The organism is Mesorhizobium waimense (assembly GCF_003601975.1).
Classification (GTDB): Bacteria; Pseudomonadota; Alphaproteobacteria; order Rhizobiales; family Rhizobiaceae; genus Mesorhizobium; species Mesorhizobium waimense.
Genome location: NZ_QZWZ01000001.1, coordinates 356,904 through 380,432, shown reverse-complemented (window position 1 = coordinate 380,432; position 23,529 = coordinate 356,904). Strand labels below are relative to the sequence as shown.

General features: G+C 64.2%; 20 protein-coding genes and 1 pseudogene. 8 read left to right on the top strand and 13 right to left on the bottom strand.

All coding sequences use genetic code 11. The features are described from left to right. Positions 1 to 8: 8 nt before the first annotated feature. Complete coding sequence (locus tag D3227_RS01800) at positions 9 to 2,186, bottom strand: hydantoinase/oxoprolinase family protein (RefSeq protein ID WP_167480568.1); 2,178 nt, start codon at positions 2,184 to 2,186, stop codon at positions 9 to 11. Positions 2,187 to 2,298: 112 nt separating this feature from the next. On the opposite strand from D3227_RS01800, the gene D3227_RS01795 reads away from it, so the two are divergent. The 5 genes from D3227_RS01795 to D3227_RS01775 all read left to right on the top strand — a co-directional run bounded on the left by D3227_RS01795 (position 2,299) and on the right by D3227_RS01775 (position 8,025). Further along, positions 2,299 to 3,081 carry a helix-turn-helix transcriptional regulator gene (locus tag D3227_RS01795; protein WP_120011958.1) on the top strand — a complete coding sequence of 261 codons (783 nt, stop codon included), beginning with the start codon at positions 2,299 to 2,301 and terminating at the stop codon, positions 3,079 to 3,081. Between the two features lie 121 nt (positions 3,082 to 3,202). Beyond that, entirely contained in the window at positions 3,203 to 4,132 is a 930-nt protein-coding gene (locus D3227_RS01790; RefSeq protein ID WP_120011957.1) for a TIR domain-containing protein, read from the top strand. Between the two features lie 107 nt (positions 4,133 to 4,239). Continuing rightward, complete coding sequence (locus D3227_RS01785; protein ID WP_120012218.1) at positions 4,240 to 4,992, top strand: SDR family NAD(P)-dependent oxidoreductase; 753 nt, start codon at positions 4,240 to 4,242, stop codon at positions 4,990 to 4,992. 276 nt (positions 4,993 to 5,268) lie between these two features. Continuing rightward, a complete protein-coding gene (locus D3227_RS01780) occupies positions 5,269 to 6,420 on the top strand; it encodes a glycosyltransferase (protein ID WP_120011956.1) in 1,152 nt (383 codons plus the stop codon). A gap of 39 nt (positions 6,421 to 6,459) precedes the next feature. Next, positions 6,460 to 8,025, top strand: coding sequence for a glycosyltransferase (locus tag D3227_RS01775; protein WP_120011955.1), 1,566 nt, complete (start codon positions 6,460 to 6,462; stop codon positions 8,023 to 8,025). 24 nt (positions 8,026 to 8,049) lie between these two features. Here the strand turns inward: D3227_RS01775 and D3227_RS01770 are convergent, their stop codons facing one another. The 5 genes and pseudogenes from D3227_RS01770 to D3227_RS01750 form a co-directional block, all read right to left on the bottom strand. Then, complete coding sequence (locus D3227_RS01770) at positions 8,050 to 8,625, bottom strand: DUF1349 domain-containing protein (protein ID WP_120011954.1); 576 nt, start codon at positions 8,623 to 8,625, stop codon at positions 8,050 to 8,052. Positions 8,626 to 8,673: 48 nt separating this feature from the next. Next, positions 8,674 to 10,113: an aldehyde dehydrogenase family protein gene (locus D3227_RS01765; RefSeq protein ID WP_120012216.1), complete on the bottom strand. Its 1,440-nt coding sequence runs from the start codon at positions 10,111 to 10,113 to the stop codon at positions 8,674 to 8,676. 199 nt (positions 10,114 to 10,312) lie between these two features. Beyond that, a pseudogene (locus tag D3227_RS01760) lies at positions 10,313 to 10,798 on the bottom strand (hypothetical protein). Positions 10,799 to 10,853: 55 nt separating this feature from the next. Further along, the gene (locus D3227_RS01755) at positions 10,854 to 12,194 is read right to left on the bottom strand and encodes an FGGY-family carbohydrate kinase (RefSeq protein WP_120011953.1); all 1,341 of its coding nucleotides are present in this window, start codon (positions 12,192 to 12,194) and stop codon (positions 10,854 to 10,856) included. Then, positions 12,191 to 12,973 carry a DeoR/GlpR family DNA-binding transcription regulator gene (locus D3227_RS01750; protein WP_120012214.1) on the bottom strand — a complete coding sequence of 261 codons (783 nt, stop codon included), beginning with the start codon at positions 12,971 to 12,973 and terminating at the stop codon, positions 12,191 to 12,193. Before D3227_RS01750 ends, D3227_RS01755 begins: the two co-directional genes overlap by 4 nt. A 220-nt stretch (positions 12,974 to 13,193) precedes the next feature. Between D3227_RS01750 and D3227_RS01745 the strand changes: the two genes are divergently transcribed. Both D3227_RS01745 and D3227_RS01740 read left to right on the top strand, forming a co-directional pair. Further along, positions 13,194 to 14,471 carry an FGGY-family carbohydrate kinase gene (locus D3227_RS01745; protein WP_120011952.1) on the top strand — a complete coding sequence of 426 codons (1,278 nt, stop codon included), beginning with the start codon at positions 13,194 to 13,196 and terminating at the stop codon, positions 14,469 to 14,471. After that, a complete protein-coding gene (locus tag D3227_RS01740) occupies positions 14,468 to 15,319 on the top strand; it encodes a TIGR01459 family HAD-type hydrolase (protein WP_120011951.1) in 852 nt (283 codons plus the stop codon). The genes D3227_RS01745 and D3227_RS01740 overlap by 4 nt, the downstream gene beginning before the upstream one ends. A 1-nt stretch (position 15,320) precedes the next feature. Here D3227_RS01740 and D3227_RS01735 read toward each other — a convergent pair whose 3' ends face one another. From D3227_RS01735 to D3227_RS01705, 7 genes are all read right to left on the bottom strand, one after another. Further along, positions 15,321 to 16,388 (bottom strand): ABC transporter ATP-binding protein, encoded by a 1,068-nt coding sequence (locus D3227_RS01735; protein WP_120011950.1) that lies wholly within the window; start codon positions 16,386 to 16,388, stop codon positions 15,321 to 15,323. 3 nt (positions 16,389 to 16,391) lie between these two features. Continuing rightward, on the bottom strand, positions 16,392 to 17,240 hold the full coding sequence (locus D3227_RS01730; RefSeq protein ID WP_120011949.1) for a carbohydrate ABC transporter permease: 849 nt from the start codon (positions 17,238 to 17,240) through the stop codon (positions 16,392 to 16,394). Beyond that, a complete protein-coding gene (locus D3227_RS01725) occupies positions 17,240 to 18,163 on the bottom strand; it encodes a carbohydrate ABC transporter permease (RefSeq protein ID WP_120012212.1) in 924 nt (307 codons plus the stop codon). Before D3227_RS01725 ends, D3227_RS01730 begins: the two co-directional genes overlap by 1 nt. Before the next feature lie 233 nt (positions 18,164 to 18,396). Next, complete coding sequence (locus D3227_RS01720) at positions 18,397 to 19,674, bottom strand: ABC transporter substrate-binding protein (protein ID WP_120011948.1); 1,278 nt, start codon at positions 19,672 to 19,674, stop codon at positions 18,397 to 18,399. 31 nt (positions 19,675 to 19,705) lie between these two features. Next, positions 19,706 to 20,908 (bottom strand): PLP-dependent transferase, encoded by a 1,203-nt coding sequence (locus D3227_RS01715; RefSeq protein WP_120011947.1) that lies wholly within the window; start codon positions 20,906 to 20,908, stop codon positions 19,706 to 19,708. Continuing rightward, a complete protein-coding gene (locus tag D3227_RS01710; protein WP_120011946.1) occupies positions 20,905 to 21,639 on the bottom strand; it encodes a FadR/GntR family transcriptional regulator in 735 nt (244 codons plus the stop codon). The genes D3227_RS01715 and D3227_RS01710 overlap by 4 nt, the downstream gene beginning before the upstream one ends. A 122-nt stretch (positions 21,640 to 21,761) precedes the next feature. Continuing rightward, positions 21,762 to 22,469, bottom strand: a complete 708-nt coding sequence (locus tag D3227_RS01705) for a DJ-1/PfpI family protein (protein ID WP_120011945.1) — start codon at positions 22,467 to 22,469, stop codon at positions 21,762 to 21,764. An 88-nt stretch (positions 22,470 to 22,557) separates the two neighbouring features. Between D3227_RS01705 and D3227_RS01700 the strand changes: the two genes are divergently transcribed. Continuing rightward, entirely contained in the window at positions 22,558 to 23,505 is a 948-nt protein-coding gene (locus tag D3227_RS01700; RefSeq protein WP_120011944.1) for a GlxA family transcriptional regulator, read from the top strand. Positions 23,506 to 23,529: the final 24 nt, after the last annotated feature.

The following is a 23,529-nucleotide window of genomic DNA, read 5'->3' as shown; positions in this document are numbered from 1 at the left end:
TCGCCCTCTCAAGCATGGGAATAGTGAAGCAGCGTCCATTCATCGACGAAGACACGGTCTTGCGGGTGAACGACGAGCGTGGTGGCGGGGTGTTCGATGATGGCCGGCCCGATCACTTCATGGCCGGGCTGAAGCAAATCCATCTCGTAGAGATTGGCCTTGTGCCAATGCCCGGCGATATAGGCCTCGCGCACACCCTTGTGGGCGGAGGCGGGATTTGAACTGCCCAGCGGCCGCTTGAGCAGTACCGGCTTGACCTTGTCGGCGGTGGCGATCAGCCCGAGCTCGGTAATGGTGAAGCCTGCTTCGCCATAGCGCGACACGCGATGGTTGACCTTGGCGTAGACCGCCTCGAACTCGTCGAGAACCTTGCGCATGTCCTCGGCCGAGTTGACCTCGGCCAGCGGTGCCATGACTTCGACGTCCTCGAGCTGGCCGGTGTAGCGCATCATCAGGAACGGCACGGTTTTGATCTTCTCGCGGGCATGGCCGTCGGCAATCATCTCGTCGACCGCCGCCCTGGTCAGGTCGTTCCACACCCTTGTGACCTTGGCGCCGAAGCCGGCAAGCGTCACTTCGTCGGCGCGCGAGGGGATATCGTGCTGCGTCGACACCGAATGGCGGCGCATGAAATCGGCCGTCGTGCAGCCGAAAGCGGAGAAGGCGGCGGCAAACTGGAAGGTGATAATGTCCTTGAAGCCGATGCCGCGCGAACAGCCGGCAAGGTGCAACGGGCCCGAACCGCCATACGACAGCAGCGTGAACTCCGAAGGGTGGATGCCTTGGCCAGAGATGACGCGCCGCAGCGCATTGTTGGCGTCGGCCTCGAGCATGTCGATCATGCCTTCGGCGGCTTCCTCAACGCCGACGCCGAGCACGCGGGCGCATTTTTTCTCAAAGGCCTGGCGAGCCTTCTCGACCTGAAGCACGACCTTGCCGCCGAGGAAATAGTGCGGGTTCAGCCGGCCGAGAATGGCGTCGCAATCGGCGATGGTCGGTTCGGTGCCGCCACGGTCGAAGCAGATCGGACCGGGATCGGAGCCGGCGCTTTCCGGTCCGAGCGAGACCTTTTTCGTCAACGGATCGACCTTGAGGATCATGCCGGCGCCGGCGCCGATCGTGTCGAGATGCAGCGTCGGCACATTGAGCTTGAAGCGGTCCATCAGCGGCTCGTTCTCGATGCGCGTCTGGCCGCGGGTGATGACGCCCATGTCGAAGGAGGTGCCGCCCATGTCCGAGCAGATCAGCGAGTCGTTGCCGATAAGCTTGCCGACATAGGCCGCACCCAGGATACCGCCGATCGGGCCGGAGATCATCGTCTCGTGCAGGCGCGGATGGTTGATCGAGGTCAGCCCGCCGAAGGAAAGCAGCGTCTGCACGCCATATTTGAAGCCATACTTTTTCGAGACGTCCTCGATACCCTTGAGCTGCTTGCGGCCGCGCGAGGTGGCGTAGGCCTCGATCAGCACCGAATTCAGGCGCGACTGCTCGCGGATGACCGGCCGCACCTCGTGGCTGGTGTAGACGAGGATGTCGGCGCCGGCGGCGGTGATCTCGCCGCGGCAGATCTCGGCGATGCGCTTCTCGTGCGCCGGATTGACGTGCGAGAAGATGGTCATGATGCAGATCGCCTCGACCTTGTCGGCGATCAGCTTTTTCGCGGCGGCGAAAACCTCATGCTCGTAGAGCGGCAGCACGATATCGCCGAACTGGTCGATGCGTTCGGTGACGCCGTGCGTGCGGCGGCGCGGCACCAGCGGATCGGGATGATGATGCGTCACCGCATGCAGCCGGTCGGCATAGGAATAGTCCGCCCAGGCCTGCAGGCCGCGACCCATGAGGATCATGTCCTCCAGACCCTTGGTGGTGATCAAGCCAAGCTTGCGTCCGGTACGCGACAACAGCGTGTTGAGCATGCCGGTCCCGGAATAGAGCACGACGTTGACGCCCGAAAACAGCGCTTCCAGCGAAATGCCCCAGGCATCTGCCGCGTCTTCCGCCGAAGAGAGAAAACCCTCGGCTTCATTCCTCGGCGTCGTCGCCGACTTGCCGATCTTGAAGTGGCCGTCCTGATCGACAAGGATCGTGTCGGTCATGGTGCCGCCGGCGTCGATACCGATGACGATAGGATTGCCAACGATGGGCGGGCTGCCAACGATGGGGCCGATGGGATTTGGCTGGGTCACGGTCGCCTCGGGGTCTGGTCTAGGATGATGCAAGGCTAGATTCGAAGGACGGCCTCGCGCCATATGCCAAAAGACACAATGACGGCCGGGCTGACATCGCCGAGAAGAGGGCATGCGCATGGGCAGTATCTGGGCGCCGCTGGCCAGGGCGATCGCCGCCACCGGCACGGACAGGCATGTCGACTGCCTGATCGACCTGATCGGCGCCGACATCGCGCATGATCTCGTCACCGTCACCCGTTATTCGGCGACGAAGACGCCCGAATTCGTCAAGCACCGGCGGTTCTCGGACGAGATGGTCCGGCGCTACCTCGCCAGCTATTACGTGTTCGACCCCTTCTATGCCTCGTGGCGGCAGGAGCGGCGGCTGGGCATCATGCCTTTGAAGCGGTTTGCCGACGACAAGGCCAAGCGCGGCCAATACATAGCCGGCTTCCTGGCGCAGTCGGAAATCTGCGACGAGGTCGGCATATTGCTTGCCGATGGCGGCGACTGGTGCCTGGGCATCTTCCTCGACCGCTCGACCACGCCGTTCAGGGACAGCGAAATCGCGCAATTGGAGGCGCGGCTGCCGGTGTTCGAAGCGCTGCACGCGCTCGACATCAGGGCGCGTGGCGCCGACTTCGCCCGCACATCGGCGCCGACGGGTCCCGGTGCCTCGCCCCAGCAGCAACCAAGCATTCCGGCGAGCCTGTGGCCGGAGCTGTCGCTGCGCGAGCGGGAACTCGTCCAGCTGATCCTGGCCGGCCACCCGACTGCGAACATCGCGGAGCGTCTCGGCATCACCGTCGGCACGGTCAAGAACCATCGCCGCCGCATCTATGAGAAGCTCGACATCACCACCGAGCGAGAACTGTTCCTGCAGTTCTTTCAGCATCGGACAGAGAAGGCGTAGCCGGGAGATCCCGCCTTTCGTTCCGCCGTTGCTGCCTCCCATGAGATGAATACAATAGGCGAACCGTCGCCCGCGCAGGCTATGTTGGCAGCAAGGGCGGATACGCAGTTGGAGGGAACGGATGGCCAAACCGCGAATTTTCCTGGGCTCGTCGGGAAAGCAGAAGAAACTGCTGGACGCACTGACACGCGGTCTTGAAGAGATCGCGCAAGTCGAGCCCTGGACGACCTCCTTCAGCCCCGGGACGACCACGCTGGGGCGCCTCATCGAGCTTACCCGCGAGGTCGACTTCGCCGCGTTCGTGTTCGCCCAGGACGACTGGACGAGCGCGAGCCACCCTGAATCGTCCCATTCCGTATCGGCTCAAGCTTCTCCCCGAGACAATGTGGTTTTCGAAGCCGGGCTTTTCGGTGGAGTCCTCGGCATGCGCCGAACGTTTATTCTCCATGCCAACGGCGCCAAGCTTCCCAGCGATCTGCTCGGCCTGACGTCGGTGCGTTACGGCGACGCAGCGACCGCCGCCGAGATGAGAGCGATCAACCAAAAGCTGCGGAACGCGATCGAAAGTGAGGGTCACGTAGCCCGCATAGAGGGTCTTTGGTGGCAGTTTTCCCTGTCGGAGCGCACCGCAAAGGAGCCGTCAGCCGTGAGCCTGCTGCGCATCTCGCGAAACCGCGATGGTGCGCTGGAGCTGACGGGTCGCTCATGGCAGGAGAATGGCAGCCTGTCGGCCAGGTACTGGAGCGAGGCGCTGAAGGAAAAGAGGGAGCCTTCCGGCATTTTCTACTATTGGAACGGAGAACGGCCCCTGGATGCGAACGCGCCGCAGCTGCACGGGACAGGCGAGATCCGGCTGGAGACCGCGGATCGCGCGTCAGGCTATTTCACGACGCGCGCGGACACGCAGCCAGAACTGAATGCGCGCACCTCCGGCGTCTATTTGCGCGCCGATGCCGAGGACTTGAGCATCCTGGACGGGCGCGACAACCAGCGGCGGGTGGAGTTGATCGCAGAGCAGCTGAGCCATTGGCAATCGATCAAGAACGGCTGACAGCGCGCAGTTCCTGGCCTACCAAGATCCCCATCGGCGGCTCCAATCCCGACTTGAACTTGGCGGACGTTGACTTCACATTCGCCGCCTATCGGGAGGAGTGCCGCATGTCGATGCGTTTCGCAGGACGGTTTGCCGGACGATCGGCCGTGATCACCGGCGGCGCCTCAGGCATCGGCCTGGCGGTGGCGCAAAGGATCGTGGCCGAAGGCGGGCGCGTCTCGGTCTGGGACCGCGATCTGGCCCAGATCGAGCAGGCCAAGGCTGCGATCCCGGGCTTGGGCGGGACGATCCTCGACGTCGCCGATGCCGAAGCGGTACGGCGTGCCGCGCAAGAGACGATCAACGCCCTCGGCGCCGTCGACATCCTGATCACAAGTGCCGCCATCACCGGTCCGAACATGACGGCCTGGGATTATTCGGTGGAGGACTGGCGCCGGGTCATCGACATCAATCTCAACGGCGTCTTCTACTGCAACAAGGCGCTGGTGCCGTATATGCTCGAGCGCGACTATGGCAGGATCGTCAACATCGCCTCGATCGCCGGCAAGGAAGGCAATCCCAACGCCTCGGCCTACAGCACCTCCAAGGCGGGAGTGATCGGGCTGACCAAGTCGCTGGGCAAGGAGTTGGCCAGGACCAAGGTGACGGTGAATTGCGTCACGCCGGCGGCGGTGCGCACGGCGATCTTCAACCAGATGAGCCAGCAGCATATCGACTTCATGCTGTCGAAGATCCCGATGGCGCGATTCGGCGAAGTCGAGGAGGTGGCGGCGCTGATCACATGGATCGCTTCCGAGGAATGCTCCTTCACCACCGGTGGTGTTTTCGACGTTTCCGGTGGCCGCGCCACCTATTGAGGCGAGCGGAGCCGCATATGGGTTGCATGCCCGCATTTTCCCGTGGCTTTATCGTACCCGGTTTACCAATGCAGCGGATATGGCGCGCCGTTATTAGTTTTGCGCAAATCCGAACGAAAAACCGTGGCACACTTTTCCTGGAATTGCCCTAGCGCCTGCAAGGCGTTGGGTCGGAGTTGGAAGACCTTGCAGCATCATCCCCGCACTCGCTTCGGACGACCGGCTCGGGCGGCTCCGCAAGTCGCATCGGCATCCGGAAAGGCGCGTCGAACCCTGGTGGTTTGCATCGATCCGGCCTTTCCGCCGACATCGGGCGCCGATCTCAGGAACTTCGGTAACGCCGTGGCGGCAGCCGAACTCGGTCCGGTCTGCCTTGTCTCGGTCAGGCCGCTGGCCGGTCCGCCGCAACCGCTGCCGGCCAACATTCGCGTCGTTACCCTGACTGCCGAGGGGGAACCGCGCGCGCGGGCGCTCGGATTGTGGAGGACCAAGACCGAGACCCGGATCCCGCGTCCGGCGCTGGCGCGGCTCGAGGCGCTGGTTCGCGAATTTCGCCCCGACACGATCGTGGTCGAGGGCATTCCGCTGTTCAGACTGCTCAGGCCTTTGCGGCCGCTGGCGGGGCAGCTCATCCTCGACATGCACAATGTCGAATCAGACCTCGCTGGGCAGTTGCACCCAGCCCAGGGATCTGGCGCGCTTGATGTCAGGCGCCTCGAAAGAAAGGCGGCCGCGATTGTCGACAGGATCTGGGTCTGTTCGCGCCGCGACCACGGGAAATTCAAGGCGCTCGTCTCGAGCACAGTGCCGGTGGATATCGTTGCCAACGGCATCCCGCGGGCTGAGGACATACCCAAGGCGCTGCCGGCGCTGCCAGCCAGTTCCGGCGGTTTCCCGCTCATTCTGCTCGTCGGCCACCTCGGCTACCAACCGAACATCGACGCTGCCCAGCGACTGGCCCGCAGCATCCTGCCGCGCATCCGGCAGGCGCTGCCTACAGCGAAGCTCACTCTCGCCGGCCGCTCGCCCGCGCCGTCCGTACAAGCCCTGGCAAGGCTGGAAGGTGTGGCGCTGGTCGAAGATCCTGACGATGTCAGGCCGCTGCTGTCGGCAGCGCATCTCAGTGTCATTCCGCTGTCGATGGGCGGCGGCACACGCATCAAGATCCTCGAAGCTATGGCGTGGGGCGTGCCCGTCATCGCGACGCCGCTGGCGGCCGAAGGGCTGGACCTGGTCGAGAATGAAGACGTGCTGCTGGCAGCATCGGATGAAGAGCTGGCGGCAATGGCCATTGCGCTCTGCGCGGACCCAGGCCGCATGGCCAGGCAGCGCGCCCACGCCCATGAAGCGGTTTGGTCGAGGTTCGGGCCGCAGGCCATCCGCGACGCCGTCCACAGCGGCCTCGGACTGGCCGATGAAGATGCGTGACGCTCCAGCTGCGCCCAGTCAGCGATCGACGAGCCGCCGATGATCCCGCGGATCCTGCACCAGACCTGGAAGACCGATGCCGTTCCTGTCCGTTTCCAGGCCTATGTCGAGAGCTGGAAGCGGCATCATCCCGACTGGACGATGATGTTCTGGAGCGACCGGATGCTGCTCGAATTCGTGGCCGAGCACTATCCGAACTTCCTGCCGAGCTTTTGCAGTTATTCGCACGGCGTGCTGCGTGCCGATGCCGGGCGCTATCTGCTGCTCCACCATTTCGGCGGCGTCTATGCCGACATTGACTGCGAATGCGTGGCGCCTTTCGATCCCGTGATGGGCGAGAACCGGATCGTGTTTTGCAAGGAGCCGGACACGCACGCGCCGGTGCAGGCGAACTTTCGCGGGCTGCCCTATCTGCTGTTCAACGGGACGATCGCCAGTCCGCCCGGGCACCCATTCTGGCTAGATGTGTTGTCGATGCTGCCCGGACTGACCCATGCCAAACAGGCGATCGATGCAACCGGTCCTTGCCTGCTGACCTCAGCGCAGCTCGGCTATCGCGACCAGGCGGCGTTCGCCATCCATCCGCCAGCCCTGTTCACGCCTGTCGACTCGTCGGGACGAAGGGCGGACAGCGGGGGGCAGACGCTGTCGATCCATCATTGGGTCGGTACATGGTGGACACCCGAGCCTGCGCCGCGGCTGCTGGACAGGATCCGTAGCCTCGCCTACCAGTCTTGGTATCAACTGACGCGCGGCGCCTATCTGGATGAGACGGCGACCAAGCGCGGCGTCAGCCAGGCGGCGCTTTCGGCGCCGCCTCCGAGTGGCCAGAACATCGCCGTCCTGGTGCCGCTTCGCGACGCGGCCGATCACATCCAGCCATTCCTCGACGTCTTGCAACGGCTCGACTATCCCAAGGATAGGATCAAGCTCGCCTTCTGCGAGGGCGACAGCTCGGACGGGAGTTGGGAACGGCTGCAGGCCGCGGTGGCGCCGCTGGCCGGGAAGTATCGCGGCATCGTCCTGCTGCAAAAGCAGCTCGGCAGCGCCAGCCTCGACCGCGCCAATCGAGCGAAGCCGCGGTTTCAGCGCAGCAGACGCGGCAATATCGCCAAGGTCCGAAATCACCTGATCGATCACGGATTGGGCGACGACGACTGGGCACTGTGGATCGACATCGACGTCTGGCAATTCCCGCCCGACATTGTAAGCCGGCTTATCGGAACCGGGCATCGCATCGCGGTGCCCAATTGCGTGAAGATCGCTGGCGGCGACAGTTTCGACCACAACAGCTTCATCACAACCCGCCATACGAAGGATTATCGCTACTACCGCGCAATCCGCGACGGCCTTTACCAGCCTGCCACCGGTGCGCCAGGGCGGCTGTATCTCAGCGATGTCCGGCATCTCGAGAAGATCGGCCTCGACGGCGTCGGCGGAACCATGCTGCTGGTCGATGCCGCACTGCATCGAGGCGGTCTTCGTTTTCCCGAGCTTCCGTACCGGGACCTGATCGAAACCGAAGGCTTTGGCGCCCTTGCCAACGATCTGGGCATCAGGCCGGTCGGCCTTCCCATGCTCGAGATCCTGCATGTGCCGTGGTGAGCGAGCGGCTGCGGGTTCCGCCCCTCAGTCGTGCAGTTCACGCGAGATCGGCGGGCCGACCAAAAAGTCGGCGAAGGTGACTTCGAAGCCTTCGCGCTGCGGCGAGCAGCACATCATACCGACGTCGACCGACTTCGAGGGTGGGAAGTAGGCGAGCCGTACCGGCTTCCAGCGGCCGTCGGACACGTCCAGATACTGGACGCGGATGGCTTCGGCGTGGCGGGTCAGGCGTATCCTGACGCCGTCCGGGTCGGCCGGGATGCTCACCAGCGACCAGTCGGAGGTGTCGTTGGTGACGACGACGGAGAAATAGGCCAGCCCGTCGGTGAATTCGATGCCGGCCTTGATCCAGTGCGTTTCGCTCAAGCGCACCATCAGCCCGGCCTGATCGTAGAGAACCTGGTAGTCGCCTTTGACCGTGACCTCGACGCTGAAATCGCCTTCGGCCGGGCGATACAGGAAATGGCCGTTGTCGCGCCAGAAGCCATAGAAGGTCTCCCGCCAGAAGTCGGTTTCCTTGCCGGTACGCACATGCACGGTGTTGTCGCCGAATTCATGATGCGGCGGCGGGTTGAGCCAGGTCAGGTCCGCGGAGGTCATCGATATGCTCGCCTGCCTGGTTGTTGCTTCTGAACCGCCGCGCGTTGGTCAGCCGGCAAAGCTGTAGGCGGTCTTCACCGTGGTGTAGAATTCCATGGCGTAGCGGCCCTGTTCGCGCGGGCCGTAGCTCGATCCTTTGCGGCCGCCGAACGGAACGTGGAAGTCGACGCCCGCCGTCGGCAAATTGACCATAACCATGCCGGCCTCCGAATTGCGCTTGAAATGCGTGGCATGCTTGAGGCTCGACGTGCAGATGCCCGAAGTCAGGCCGAACGGCGTGTCGTTGGCCACGGCAAGCGCCTCGTCATAGTCCCCGACGCGGATGACGTTGGCGACCGGCCCGAAAATCTCCTCGCGCGAGATGCGCATGGCATTGGTGGCGCCGGTAAACAGCGCCGGCGTCAGATAGAAGCCGGGCGTTGCGGCATCGAGCCGTTCGCCGCCGAAGGCGAGCTCGGCGCCTTCCTTACGGCCGATGGCGATGTAGTCCTCGTCCTGCTTCAGCTGGGTCGCGTCGACAACCGGACCGATCTGGGTCTTGGCATCCAGCGCATCGCCGACGACCAGCTTTTCCATGCGCTCCTTGAGTGCCGCGACGAAGCGGTCGTGTATGCCGTCGGTGACGACCAGGCGGGACGACGCCGTGCAGCGCTGGCCGGTCGAGAAATAGGCGCCGTTGACGGCGCAATCGACGGCCGTGCCGAGGTGGGCGTCATCGAGCACGACAAGCGGGTTCTTGCCGCCCATTTCGAGTTGGAACTTGCGCATGTGCTCGACGCTGGCCGCAGCCACGCGCTTGCCGGTACCGACTGAGCCGGTGAAGGTGATGGCGTTGACATCAGGGCTGTCGAGCATGGCCTGGCCGACGACGGAGCCCTTGCCCATGACGAGATTGAGCACGCCCTTCGGCAGGCCGGCGCGATGCAGGATATCGACGATGGTCCAGGCGCTCTCTGGAACGAGTTCCGCCGGCTTGAAGACGATGGTGTTGCCGTAGGCAAGTGCTGGCGCGATCTTCCAGGCCGGAATGGCGATCGGGAAATTCCACGGCGTGATGATGCCGACGACGCCGACCGCTTCGCGCGTGATCTCGACGCCGACGCCCGGCCGCACGCTTGGAACCAACTCGCCCGATAGGCGCAGCGTTTCACCGGCGAAGAAATCGAAGAGCTGGGCGGCGCGGATGGTCTCGCCTATGCCCTCGGCCAGCGTCTTGCCTTCCTCGCGCGCCAAGTTGCGGCCGATCTCGTCCTTGCGGGCCATGATCTCGTCGGATGCCTTCTTCAGCACCGCGTGGCGGACCAGCGGCGCCGAGCGCGACCAGGCCGGAAAGGCGGCTTTCGCCGCGGCAATCGCCTGTTTGGCCTGCTCCGGACCGGCGGACGCATATTCACCGACCACATCGCCCGTATTCGAGGGGTTGATGTTGCGGGAGCCGGCCTCGCCCAGCCACTCGCCATCGATGAGGTTTTTACGAAACAGGGTCATGATCTTTCCTTGTGGAGGTTCGCTGGTGGCGCCGTCTGCCGGGCTATCTATCACCCGGCCCTCAATCGCCCAAGTCATTTATCAGACAAATAGCGATAGTGTGAGGTCGTTTCAAATCGGACCCTCGATAGCCGATGAGGCGCGCCGGCGAAACCCCGCGCGTGTTCACCTTCGAGGGTCTGAACGAGATCGGTTCCGGTCAGATCGCGAAGGACCAGAACAGGCAGGCGAGCGTCGCCGCGGCAAAGATGACGAAGAACAGGCTTCTCAACAGGACGTTGCGGCGAAGATCGTTCATGGTGAGATGGGCGGCGACGATGGCCGCGACAAACAGGAACCGCCAATAGACCAAAGCCTACAGCACGCCGCCCTGGCCGAAGGCCCATCTGGCGACGAGGCAGCCGACGATGGTCGCAAACAGCGCGATCGTGGCCCAGAACAGGGCATCGGCGGCATTGGTCAGAACGATGCTGGCGGCGCGGATGGGCAGGATCATCATCAAGAGCGCGCTGAAGAAATAGACGGCGGCCAAAGGCAGGAACGAACCGGTATCGGCAATGCCGTCGAGGCGCTTCACGCCGATCGCCCCATAGGGATAGCCGTGCCTGGCAACGGCGAGACTGAGCGCCATCAGCAAGGCGCTGAGCACCGCGACCAATGCGAATGTGGTGAGAGCCTTGCTCATGCCGTTCCTTGCAGCTGCGAATCAACAAGGATGATTTTAGCGCACGGTTTTGAAATTAGGTCACGCGACTGCGCCAGTGGTCGCGATAGCTGGACAGCCCGGCAAAACGCGCAGCGCGCACGGGCTCCGGCGCTTCCGCGGCAAAGTCGCGGCCGACGCTCTCGAAGGCGAGTGCCGCGGCACCCGTGGCGCTGCCTTCGAGTGTAGCGCCTTGCATGAAGGCCTGGCCAGGGCGCAAATCGGCCAGCAGGCTGGCGAGCAGGCCGCCAGTGTTCAGCCCGCCATCGACGATGACGGTGTTTTGCGAATGGATCAGGTCGAGGCAGAAATCGACCATCAGCGCGACATAGAGCAGCGCCATCGCAGCGCCCTGCTCGGCAGTGGGCGTGCCACCGATGATTTCGCCGCCACGGCCGGGCATCGGCCCGCCCGGCGCGAAGCTCGGCAGCGCCATGACGCCGGCGTCGATCACCTGCTGTACCGAGCCAGGTGAGATAGCGCCCTGCCAGTTGCCGCTGATGGTGGCGAATTCGCGCCCGCCCATGAAGCGAATGGTCGGCACCGGGCCGCCGTCGACATCGACATTGACCAGCATGTCGCGGTCGCGATCGAGCACGTCCAGCGGGCAATCCGGATTGAGCACAACGACCCAGGTGCCGGTCGACACGACGGTGAGCGGCCCAAGTTGCTGCCGGCGATAGGCATGCAGCGCGGCATTCGAGTCATGGACGCCGTTGTGGATGGCGATCGGCCGCGCGGCTTCACCGGACCGTTGCTCGCCGATGACGGCGCCGGCGCGGGCGAAGGAAGGCATCTGGCCGCGCCAGCCTTCGGCATCGACCAGCGAGGAGAAGTCGCGCAGGCGCGGCGCCCACAGATGCGAATGGCAGCCGAGATAGGAGACTTCCGAAACGGCGCGGCCGCCGAAGCGCCAGCTCCAATATTGCGGATAGCCGAGGATCGATGTCGCGGCCGTGAAAGCATCCGGCTCGACCGCCTTCAGCCACAGCATATGGCGGCCGTAGTTGAAGCCGAGCGGCAGGCGCGGCGAGAAGGTCTCGGCGAAATCCGGGATGCGGCGATCTATTTGCGCCGCGATGTCTGCCGGCGGCTCCTGCTCGTAGTCGAGGATCGGATGAGTCAGGGCTGCGTCGTCAACCAGGGCAAAGGTGCAGCCGTGGCCCGACACCATCAGACCCCCGACACCGTGGCGGTCGACAGCGTCGGCGATGGCACCGAGCGCCCAGTCATGCAGCGCCGCCTCATCGAGCACGCTGAAGCCGTCCTGGCGTGTCCAGTTCGGCTTGCTGCGTCGCTCGTCGAGAATGCGCCCGTCCTGGCCAAAGACGAACAGCTTCGAATTGGTCTTGCCGAAGTCGAGAACCGCCACCTTCACTGGATGGCTCCCGAGGAAGGGGCGATCCGCACCGTCACGCCGGCATCCTCCAACATGCGCGCATCGGCGTCGGAGAGGCCGTCGTCGGTCACCAGCGTGCCGATACGCGACAGCGGCAGCGCCACGTTGCGCGCGTGGATCGACAGTTTGCGGCTGTCGGCCAGCACCACGATCTGGTCGGCGCAGGGGCTGAGGTCGATTATGGAGCGCACCAGCAGCGGATGTGATTCCAGCACGCCTTCCTGGCTGAGGCCTTGTGCGCCGATGAAGAATTTAGAGGCATAAAAGGGCACGGCCTGGGTGAGCGAATGGATGATGCCGGGCTCGCGATGCAGGTCGCCGCCGGCAACCGTCAGGCTGCAATGGCCATGGTCGCTGAGATAGGCCGCTAAAGGCATCGAGTTGGTGTATAGGCGGATGTTGCGGTCGGCGAGCCTGACGCCGAGATGGAAGCAGGTCGAGCCGCCATGGACGATGACCGCGTCGCCATCGCCCACCATGGTCGCAGCGAGGGCGGCGATCCGCCGCTTGGCCTCGACGGCTAGATCGCGGTTCTCATCATAGGGCCTGGCATAGGCGACGCCGGCCTGCGCGGCGCCGTCGAGCGCGGAAATGCCGCCATAGACCTTTCGCGCCGCGCCGGCCTCGTCGATCTTGTCGATGTCGCGCCTGACCGTCGCAGCCGAAACGCCAAGCCGCTCTTGCAGCTCGCGCACCGAGGCGAAGGGGCGATCCCGCAACAGCTCGACGATCTGCCGCTGGCGGCCGGAGTCGCTCAACTTTTTGCTCCTGGATGCCATTTTTTACGTACAGTTGACGTAACTTACTCAATGTCGGCCGCGCTGCAAATCAGTTTTGATGATCGTAGATCATAGTTGACGCAGATCGCTCGTATCTGCGATATCAACCCCGACTTCGGTCCCGGCGACAGGATTTCGGGCGAGACTCAGCCGGACCGTTCCGAGGAAAGCAGGCGGCGGCTAGCAAAGGACGGATGATATGGTGCCACTTGCCATAGGCATCGACATCGGCACCTCTGGTGCGCGCTCCGTCGCCATACGCCCGGATTTTTCCATTGCCGCGCATTCCGCCCTTGCCCTCGAACGGTTTGGCGCGAACGGCCGCGACCCCGCCGTGTGGTGGGAAGCGATTGCCGCAACGCTGGCGGAGCTGCTCAAATGCATCGATCGCGCGGCTGTGCGCGCGATCGCCGTGGACGGCACGTCGGGCACGCTGCTGCCGGTCGACGGTGTCGGGCGGCCGCTGGCCGAACCGCTGATGTACAACGATAAGGTTTTGGACCACGCCATCCTCGCCGCGATCGCGCGCGTGGCGCCGGAATCCAGTGCCGCGCATGGCGCGACATCCGGCCTCGCCAAGGCGCTGCAATTCCAACCCCTCCCCGGCGTCGTGAAGGTACTGCACCAGGCCGACTGGATCGCCGCGCAGTTTTCCGGCCGCTTCGACGTCAGCGACGAGAACAATGCGCTGAAGACCGGCTACGATGCCGAGGCCCGCCGCTGGCCGGACTGGATCGCGGCCACCGGCATGCGCATGGATTTGCTGCCCGATGTCGTCGCGCCCGGCACTGTCGCTGGCAGGCTCACCCCAAGCGCCGCCGATCTGTTCGGCCTGCCGCGTGACGTGGCAGTGGTCGCCGGCACGACGGATGGCTGCGCCTCGTTCCTGGCGACGGGTGCCACGGCCGTCGGCGACGGTGTCACGGCGCTCGGATCGTCGCTGACCATCAAGATCCTTTCCGACCGACCGATCTCGGCGCCGCGCTACGGCATCTACAGCCATCGGCTCGGCGATGCCTGGCTGGCCGGCGGCGCCTCGAATTCCGGCGGCAAGGTGCTGGCCCAGCATTTTTCCCTGGCGCGCATCATCGAACTCAGTGCTGCGATAGACCCGGAGACGCAGACCGGCCTCGACTACTATCCGCTCAGCACGGCCGGCGAGCGCTTCCCGATCGCCGATCCGGCGCTGCCGCCGCGCCTCGAGCCGCGACCCGCGTCAGAGACCGACTATCTGAAAGCGATGCTGGAAGGCATCGCGGCAATCGAGGGGCTCGGCTATCAAAGGCTTGCCGAGCTCGGCGCGCCGAAACTGACCTCGGTCCGAAGCGTCGGCGGTGGTGCCGCCAATGCCGCCTGGACCGCGATCCGCCGGCGCAAGCTCGGGGTCGATTTTCTGCCGGCGCTTTCCGACGAGGCCGCCGCCGGCACGGCGCGGCTGGCACTGGCGGGCGCAAGCGAAGCGGGGCTGCTGCTGTGAGCGCGAAACGGCCAACACATGTCGACGGGATCGGAGCGCTGGCCGAGCGCTATGACTTGTTCCTGCTCGACCAGTTCGGGGTGCTGCATGACGGCCAACAGCCCTATCCGGGCGCGGTCGAAGCGCTGTCGGCGCTGAAGCGCGCCGGCAAGACGGTGGTGCTGATCTCGAATTCCGGCAAGCGAGCGGAGCCGAACGAGCGGCGCCTACTGAAGCTCGGCTTCGAGGCGGGAAGCTGGGACCATTTCGTCTCGTCCGGCGAGGTGGCGTGGCGCGCCTTCCATGCCATGGCGGCAACTGGGGAGTTGCGCCCCGGCACGAAATGCCTGCTGATCAGCCGCGACGGTGACCGCTCGGCGATCGAGGGGCTGCCCCTTGCCCTGACCGACAGCGGCGGCGATGCCGAGCTGGTGCTGATCTCAGCCAGCGAAGGCGATCGTTTCGACCTCGACCACTATCGCCAGCTGCTTGGCCCGGCGGCGGCGAAACAGGTGCCGTGCTTGTGCACCAATCCCGACAGGATCATGCTGACGGCGGTCGGGCCGCGCTTCGGCGCCGGCGAACTCGCCGATCTCTATGAAAGCCTCGGCGGCAGCGTCACCCGCATCGGCAAGCCCTATCCCGCGATCTACGAGGCAGCGCTGGCTCTCGCCGGCAGTCCGGACGGCGAACGCGTGGTCTGCGTCGGCGACAGCGTCGAGCACGACATTGCCGGCGGTGCCGGCGTGGGGGTCGCCACCGCGCTGGTGTTGGCGGGCATACTGGCTGATGTCACCGACCTCGCTGGGGTTTTCGACCGGGAGGGCGCGTATCCGGACTACACGCTGGACACGTTCCGCTGGCGCTGAACTAACCGATGCGATTGCCGCTCGCCGGATCGAACAGATGCAGCGCCGCCGGATCGGCGGACAGCCGCACCATGTCGCTCGGCCTGACATTGCTGCGGCCCATGACGAAGACGCAGACCTGCTGGTTGGCGAACTTGACGTAGAACTGTGTCGACAGGCCGAGTGGCTCGACCACTTCGACCTCAGCTTCGAGCGCCCCATCCTCGGAGAGCTGGATATGCTCCGGCCGCAGCCCGACGGTGAGCGCGTCGCCATCCTTCAAGGGCAGGCCATCCGGCAATCTGAGCTTCTGGCCGTCGACAAGCACGGCGTCGACTTTGCCGCCCTTGGCGACTGTTGCCGGCAAAAAATTCATACCGGGCGAGCCGATGAAGCCAGCGACGAAGGTATTGATCGGCCGGTCGTAGAGTTCGAGCGGATGGCCTACCTGCTGGACGTAGCCGTCATGCATGACGACGATGCGATCGGCCATGGTCATCGCCTCGATCTGGTCGTGGGTGACATAGACCGAGGTGGTTTTGAGCTGCTGGTGCAGCGCCTTGATTTCGGCGCGCATATGGACGCGCAGTTTGGCGTCGAGGTTCGACAGCGGCTCGTCGAAGAGAAAGACCTTGGGGTCGCGCACGATGGCGCGGCCCATGGCGACGCGCTGGCGCTGGCCGCCGGACAGCTGGCGCGGCAGGCGGCCGAGGAAACTGTCGAGGCCGAGCCGCTTGGCGGCAGCTCCGACCCTGGTGTCGATCGTCGTCTTCTCGGCCTTCTTCAACAGCAGGCTGAAGCCCATGTTCGACGACACGTCCATATGCGGGTAGAGCGCGTAGGACTGGAACACCATGGCGATGTCGCGGTCCTTCGGCGCTACGTCGTTGACCAGGCGTCCACCAATGCGGATCTCGCCGCCGGAAACCTCCTCCAGCCCGGCGATCATGCGCAAAAGGGTCGACTTGCCGCAGCCGGACGGGCCGACCAGCACGACGAACTCGCCGTCGGCGATCTCGAGATCGACGCCGTGCAGGATGCGCAGCGAGCCATAGTCCTTCTCGACATGTTGCAGCGTGACGGAAGCCATCGATTATCCTTTGACCGCGCCGGCGGTGAGGCCGGTGACGAGATAGCGTTGCAGGAAGGCGAAGAAGATGCAGACCGGGATCAGCGCCAGGATGGAAGCCGCCATCATCTGTCCCCAATCGACGGCGAACTTGCCGATATAGGTGAGCAGGCCGACAGCAAAAGTCTTCTGGTCGTCGCTGGAGATCAGCATCAGGGCGAACAGAAGCTCGCTCCAGGCGGCGGTGAAGACGAAGCCGAGCGTGGCGCCCATGCCGGGCAGTGTCAGCGGCACGATCACCTTGCGCATCGCCTGGGCCCGCGTGCAGCCGTCGATCATCGCGGCTTCCTCGAGGTCCTTAGGGATGCCGTCGAAGAAGGACTGCATCAGGAAGGTGGCGAAGGCGGTGTTGAAGGCGGTGTAGATGATGATCAGCCCGACCAGGCTGTTGGTGAGGCCGAGCTCTCCCATGACGCGATAGATCGGCGGAATGACCATCACCAGCGGGAAGGTCTGGGTGAGCAGGAGCAGGATCGCCAGCGTCGCCTTGCCACGGAAGGTGAAGCGCGACATGGCGTAGCCGGCAAGCGTGGCGATGACGGTGACGAACGCCGCCGTCGACACCGAGACGATGACGCTATTGAGGAAATAGCGCGGGAAATCAGAGGCTTCGAGCACGGTGACGAAATTCCGGAACGTCGTCTGCGACGGCCACAGTGTGATGCCTTCGGAATAGAGCAGCCGTTCCGGCGTCACCGAGATCTTCAGCGTCCAGAAGATCGGGAACAGCGCGAAGATCATGTAGGCGGCGATAGCGCCGTAGAGGCCGATGCCGCCGACGATGCGCGAGGAGGTGGAGCGTCCGGCGATCATCAGACGTGCCTCACCAGCAAGCGGCGGATGGCGATCAGCGCCACCGCATAGGCGATCAGCAGCACCAGCAGCAGCACCGCCACCGCCGAGGCATAGCCCTTGTCCAGCGACTTGAAGGCGCTGACATAGATGTAGACCGGCACCGTGCTGGTCGAGCCGGCCGGTCCGCCCTCGGTCATGACGAAGATCAGGTCGGCGAAGGTGGCGATCCAGATCGTACGCAGCATGACGGTGATGACGATGGTCGGCGCCAGGAAAGGCAATGTCACCTTGGTGAAGCGCTGCCAGGGCGAGGCGCCGTCGATTGCCGCGGCCTCATGCAATTCCGAGGGGATCGACTTCAGTGCCGCCAGCAGCGTGATGGCGAAGAACGGGATGCCAAACCAGATGTTGGCGATGATCGGCCCCCACATGGCCGTGGCAGGATCGGACAGGATGTTGGTCGGCTCGGCCTTGAGCCCGAGTGCAAAAAGCCAGTGCGGCAGCGGTCCGATGATCGGGTTGAACAGCCAGGCCCAGGTCAGGCCGGACAGGAAGGACGGCACCGCCCAGGGCAGGAACACCACCGCCTGCACCAATTTGCGGCCGACGAACGGCTTGTCGAGCAATAGCGCCAGGCCAAGCCCGAGGAAGAACTGGAAAAACAGGCTGGCTACCGTCCACCACAGCGTGTTGACCAGCGCCTGCCCCAGCACCTGGTCGGACAGCATCGTCTCGTACTGGCCGAGGCCGACATATTCGGACCTGAAGGCGGAGAATTTGCGGAACGAGTAGCTGATCCCGATGATCAGTGGCACCAGAAGCACCACGACCAGCAGCACGATCGCCGGCGAAAGGTAGAGCCAGGGCTCGATGGCGGTATGGGATAGCCGCTTCTTTCGCGGCTTGCCTGCGGGTCGTATTGCGGACACGGCATAGGTCATCGGCTTCTGGATCGTCTCCTGGAGCAGCGTCGGGACAGCGTCCTCCTCCCCGTTCACGGGGAGAAGATGCCGGCAGGCAGATGAGGTGCAGCGCTAACCTTGAAATGTTGGCGCCGTCCCTCATCCGTCACTTCTCTTATGCATGTCGTCATCCCAAAACCGCTGCGCACTTTTGGGCAACATGCATCGGTGACACCTTCTCGCCCCGAGCGGGGACAAGGAAGGACAGGCGCCTACTTCTTGTTCTTGGCCATCCAGTCCTGCTGCTCCTTGGTCAGGAACGCGGCCCATTGGTCGGCGACCTCCTTGGCCGTCTTCTGGCCGAGCAGCACTTCCTGGAAGTTCTTGATCGCGACCTGGTCGACGAAGTTGCCGAGGTTTTCCAGATGCGTCGGCGGCGTCACCATTTCATATTTGGAACTGTCGCTCAGCTCCGTGAACCAGCCCTTGAACTGCTCGGTCTTGAAATGGGCATCCTGGTCGGCGCCGTTGTGGATCGGGACGACGCCGACTTCCTTGGCCCATTCCAGATTGCCCTTGGGCGACAGCAGGGTCGCCATCAGCTTCCAGGCATCGTCCTTGTGCTGGGAATTGGCGAACATCGCCCAGCCGGCATAGCCGAGCGTCGGATAGGACTTGCCGCTCGGCCCGACCGGCAATGGCGCCACGGCGAAGTCGTCGGCGTTCATCTTGTCAGCGATGCCGAGCAGCGCGTCCGGATCCTGGTTGAGCATGGCGCAGGTGCCGGAATAGAAGCCGGTGACGGTTTCATTGAAGCCCCAGCTCACCGCATCCTTCGGCGCCAGGCCGTTCTTGTACATGTCGGCCAGCATCTGCAGGCCCTTGACCGAGCCTTCATCGTTGATGGTCGAGGTGCCGTCTTCGTTGAAGTAGCCGCCCTTGCCGGCGGCGATGTTCATGAACATGTGCATGCCGTTGAAGGCGCCGGGGCCGCCGCGCAGGCAGTAGCCATATTTGCCGGGAATGGCCGAGATCTTCTTGGAATCCTCGACGAATTCGTCGAGCGTCGCCGGTGGGCCGTCGAGGCCGGCCTCCTTGAACAGTTTCTTGTTCCAGAACAGCGCGTTAACATAGTAGCCGTAGGGGATCATGTATTGTGTGTTGTTGACGGTCGAACCGAACTGCTTGGCGCGGTCGCCGAGCGTCTTGGCGTCTTCCCACTTGGCCATATAAGGCCCGAGATCCTCAAGCTGGCCGTTGGTGGCGTAGAGGCCCATCCAGCGTTCCGGCATCTCGACGATGTCGGGCGTGTCCCCGGCCTGCACCATGGTCAGGAATTTCTCGAACGCCTGGCCCCAGGGCAGCGAGACGAGTTCGACCTTGACGCCCGGATTGGCCGCCTCGAACTCGGCGATCTGCTTCTTCAAAAATTCGGTGCGCGGCGGGCTGGTGATGACCTCGACCATTTTGAGGGTGGATTCGGCCATTGCGCTGCCGGCGGAAATCGCCAGTCCGGCGACGGCGGCAAGCATGAAGGTCAGTCTTTTCATGTTCGGTACTCCCATTTTGAACGGCTTCCGTTTATTTTTTTGCTTTGTCGAAGGCCCGGGCGATGTCGGCCCAGAGATCCTCGACACTCTCCAATCCGACGTTGAAGCGGATGGTTCGGGGGCTGACGCCGAAGCGCGCCATCGAATTCAGGCCCGGCGTCTGCTCGAGCGAAGCCTTTGCCGGGACGACCAGGCTCTCATGGCCGCCCCAACTGACGCCGATGCGGAAGAATTTCAGCGCGTCGACGAAGGCCGGAATGTCGACATCCTCCGTCACCTCGAAGGAAAACAGTCCGGCATAGCCAGCCAGCGTCGCCTTGCCCGGATGGTTGGAATAGGCCGGGTGGTTGACGCGCTCGACATGGCCGTGCGCCTTCAGCCGCTCGGCAAGGGTCAGCCCGCTTTTCATGTGATGCGGCAGTCTGAGCGGCAGCGTGCGCAGGCCGCGCAGCAAGAGCCACGCCTCGAAAGGCGACAGCTTGCCGCCGAGCGAGGAATAGGTCTGCTCGTTGATGCGGCCGATATGAGCAGCCGAACCCGCCACCACGCCGGCGACGGTGTCGCTGTGGCCGCCGAGATATTTTGAGGCCGAATGCAGCACGAGGTCGACGCCGTGCGAAATCGGCTTCTGGAACACCGGTGTGGCCCAGGAATTGTCGATGCTGGTGACGATGCCCTGCTCCTTGGCCAACCGCGTCAGATGCGCGATGTCCTGCAGCTCGAACATCATCGAGGTCGGGCTTTCCAGATAGAGCAGCTTGGCGCCGGGAAGTGCCGCCGCGACCGCGTCGGGATCGGAGCCGTCGACATAGTCGACCTTGATGTTGAGGCGCGGGAACAGGCGCTCGAACAGCCGGTAGGCATCGCCATAGCAGTTGCGCACGGCAACGATGCGCTCGCCGGCGCCGACAAAGGCAAGCACGGTGGCGCTGATCGCCGCCATGCCACTGGAAAAGCCTCTGGCTGCTTCCGCGCCTTCGAGCGCTGCGACGCGGGCCTCGAACTCCATCACCGTTGGATTGTCGCCGCGCGAATAAATCGGCTGGCGCCTTCGGCCCGCAAAAGTGTCAGCCATCTCGGCATAGTTGGTGAAGGTGAACAGCGAGGTCTGGTAGATCGGCGGCACCACCGCACCGCCGGGGAACGGATCGTCATGCGCCAGAAGCGTTGCCGCCTCGGCGAGGTAGTTGCTGCCAAAAGAGCCTGTGTCGAAGCCGGTGGGGTGCTCGTTCATTTTCGGTCCGAAAGTTTGAGATTGGCGGCGCCGCGCTTCAGATCGTTCTCGACGGTGGCGATGAGCTTCAGCGCCTCGGCGCGGGCTCCCTCCGGGTCGTGGGCGGCGATGCAATTGAAGATGGTGCGGTGATAGGGGAAGCTGGCATGGCCGAAATCGCGCACGCCGAGCGGATGTTCCCAAAAACGGTGGAACAGCTCGTGCATGGCGCTGATGATCTGCTCGAACAGCGGATTGCCGGAGGCGCGATATACCGCCTGGTGGAACTCCCAGTCTTCCTCCGACGACATGCCGGCGCGGGTCCGGAAGGCTTCCTCCATGATGTCGAGCTTGCGCTCGATCTCGGCGAGATCTTCCTTGTCGGCGCGTACAGCGCAAAGGGCGGCGGCTTCGGCCTCCAGTGCGCGGCGGATTTCCAGCGTGCGCATCAGGCCGGTGAAATCATTGCCGCCGGCCAATGTCAGCGGCATGTGCAGCATGTCGAGCGAGACGGCCGCCTTGAGATAGGTGCCGCTGCCCTGGCGCCGCTCGACCAGGCCGAGCCCCTCCCAGCGCGTCAGCGCCTCGCGCACCGTGTTGCGGCTGACCTTGAGGCGCTCGGCGAGGATGCGTTCGGTCGGCAGTTTCTCACCGGGCTCCAGCTTTTCCTGCATGACGAAACCAGCCAGCGCCTTCAGCACCGCATCGTCGCGGGCCGTCGTCTGGATCGGCGGAAGGCTGAACTCGGTCACGTCGCGATTACCGAAAGTGGTTCAATGGTCCAACCAATTTCTGCACAGACCGAGGGCCGAGTCAACCGCCGAAACGAGGCCTAGCCGAACGGCACGGAGATGCGCCATCCGGCCGGGTCGGTTCAGCCATGGGCGCGCGACGCCGCGGGGTCCGCGCCAGTGTTGCGCCAGCGGGCAAACATTTCCTCGCGGGCCTGCCTCGAGGCCGCAAGTCGCTCCTTTGCCTGCGCCAGCACAGAAGGCGAAGCCTGCGCGGGCGTGCCGGATCGGAAGGGAGGAGTCGGGGCGTATTCAAGCGAGAGTTGCACCGTTTCGGCCTCGGCCTGGCCGAGAAGCCTGGCGACCAAAGCGAGACCGAAATCGATGCCTGAGGTGACGCCGCCGGCGGTGATCAGGTTTCCGTCCTCTACAATGCGCTCGTCGACAGGAATTGCGCCGAACTCGGCAAGGAAATCATGCGCATACCAATGCGTCGTCGCCCGCTTGCCCTTGAGCAACCCGGCTGCGCCGAGCACCAGGGCGCCGCTGCACACCGACGTGACGTAACGGGCCTGCACCGCGCGCTCCCGCACGAAATCGAGGACTGCCCGATCCTCCAGCAGCGCGTTGACGCCGCCTCCGCCTGGAATGCACAGCACATCGAGAGGCGGGCAGTCATCGAAGGTCACCGTCGGGTTGAGGGACAGTCGGGTCGACGACATCACCGGATTGCGGTCCTTCCAGATCAGTTCCACCTCGGCGCCCTTTGCCGAGGCCACGACTTCGTAAGGACCGGTGAGGTCGAGCTGCTGGACATTGGGGAATACGAGGAAGCCGAAACGAAGGGCCATGGGAATCTCCGCAGGTTGACTCCGGCCAATCTAGGGCATCATGCTTTGGCACGATCGCCAATCACCCCTCGTTTCAAGCCAAACAACAATGCGCCGTATCGAAGTCCTTGCCTATCCCGATGTGCAGCTCCTCGATGTCAGCGGGCCACTTCAGGTTTTCGCCAGCGCCAACGACTTCCTTGTGCAGGCCGGTGAGCCGGCTGCCTATGAGGTGGTGGTCGTAGCCGCTTCCCCGCGGACCAGGACATCGGCCGGCCTCGTGCTCGAGACCGCGGCGCTGCCGCCGTGTGAGCTCGAAATCGACACGCTGATCGTGCCTGGAGGCTGGGGCGTCAACGCGGCCTGCGAGGATCCGAGCCTGATTGATTGGATCATCAGCCACTCGCGCAGCGCCATGCGAACGGCTTCGGTCTGCAGCGGCGCCTTCCTGCTGGCGACGGCAGGTCTCCTCGACGGCCGTCGCGCGGTGACGCATTGGGGACGCTGCGTCGAGTTCGCCCAGCGCTTTCCGGCGGTTCGACTCGAACCCGACCCGATCTTCATTCGTGACGGCAATGTCTGGACGTCCGCGGGCGTGACGGCGGGAATCGATCTCGCGCTCTCCTTCGTCGAGGCCGACCTTGGCCGGCGCATGGCCCTTGCGGTGGCTCGCCAGCTGGTTGTTTTCCTGAAACGCCCCGGCGGCCAGGCGCAGTTCAGCCAGGCCCTCAGGCTGCAGGAAGGCGACGAGCGCTTCGACCGGCTGCATGGCTGGATCCTGGACAATCTGGACGGCGACCTTTCGCTGGCGACATTGGCCGACCGTGCCAATATGAGCCCGCGCAGCTTTTCGCGGCACTATCGGGAGGCAACGGGCCGGACACCCGCCCGTGCGATCGAAGATATCCGGATCGAGGCGGCGCGACGGATGCTGGAGCGGGGCCTGGCCGTCAACCAGACGGCGCGCCACTGCGGCTTCGGCTCGGAAGAGACGATGCGGCGCGGCTTTCTACGCGTCCTCGGCACCAACCCGCGCGACTATCGCGAGCGTTTCTGAGCTGGAAGAGAAGCGAATGCGTTG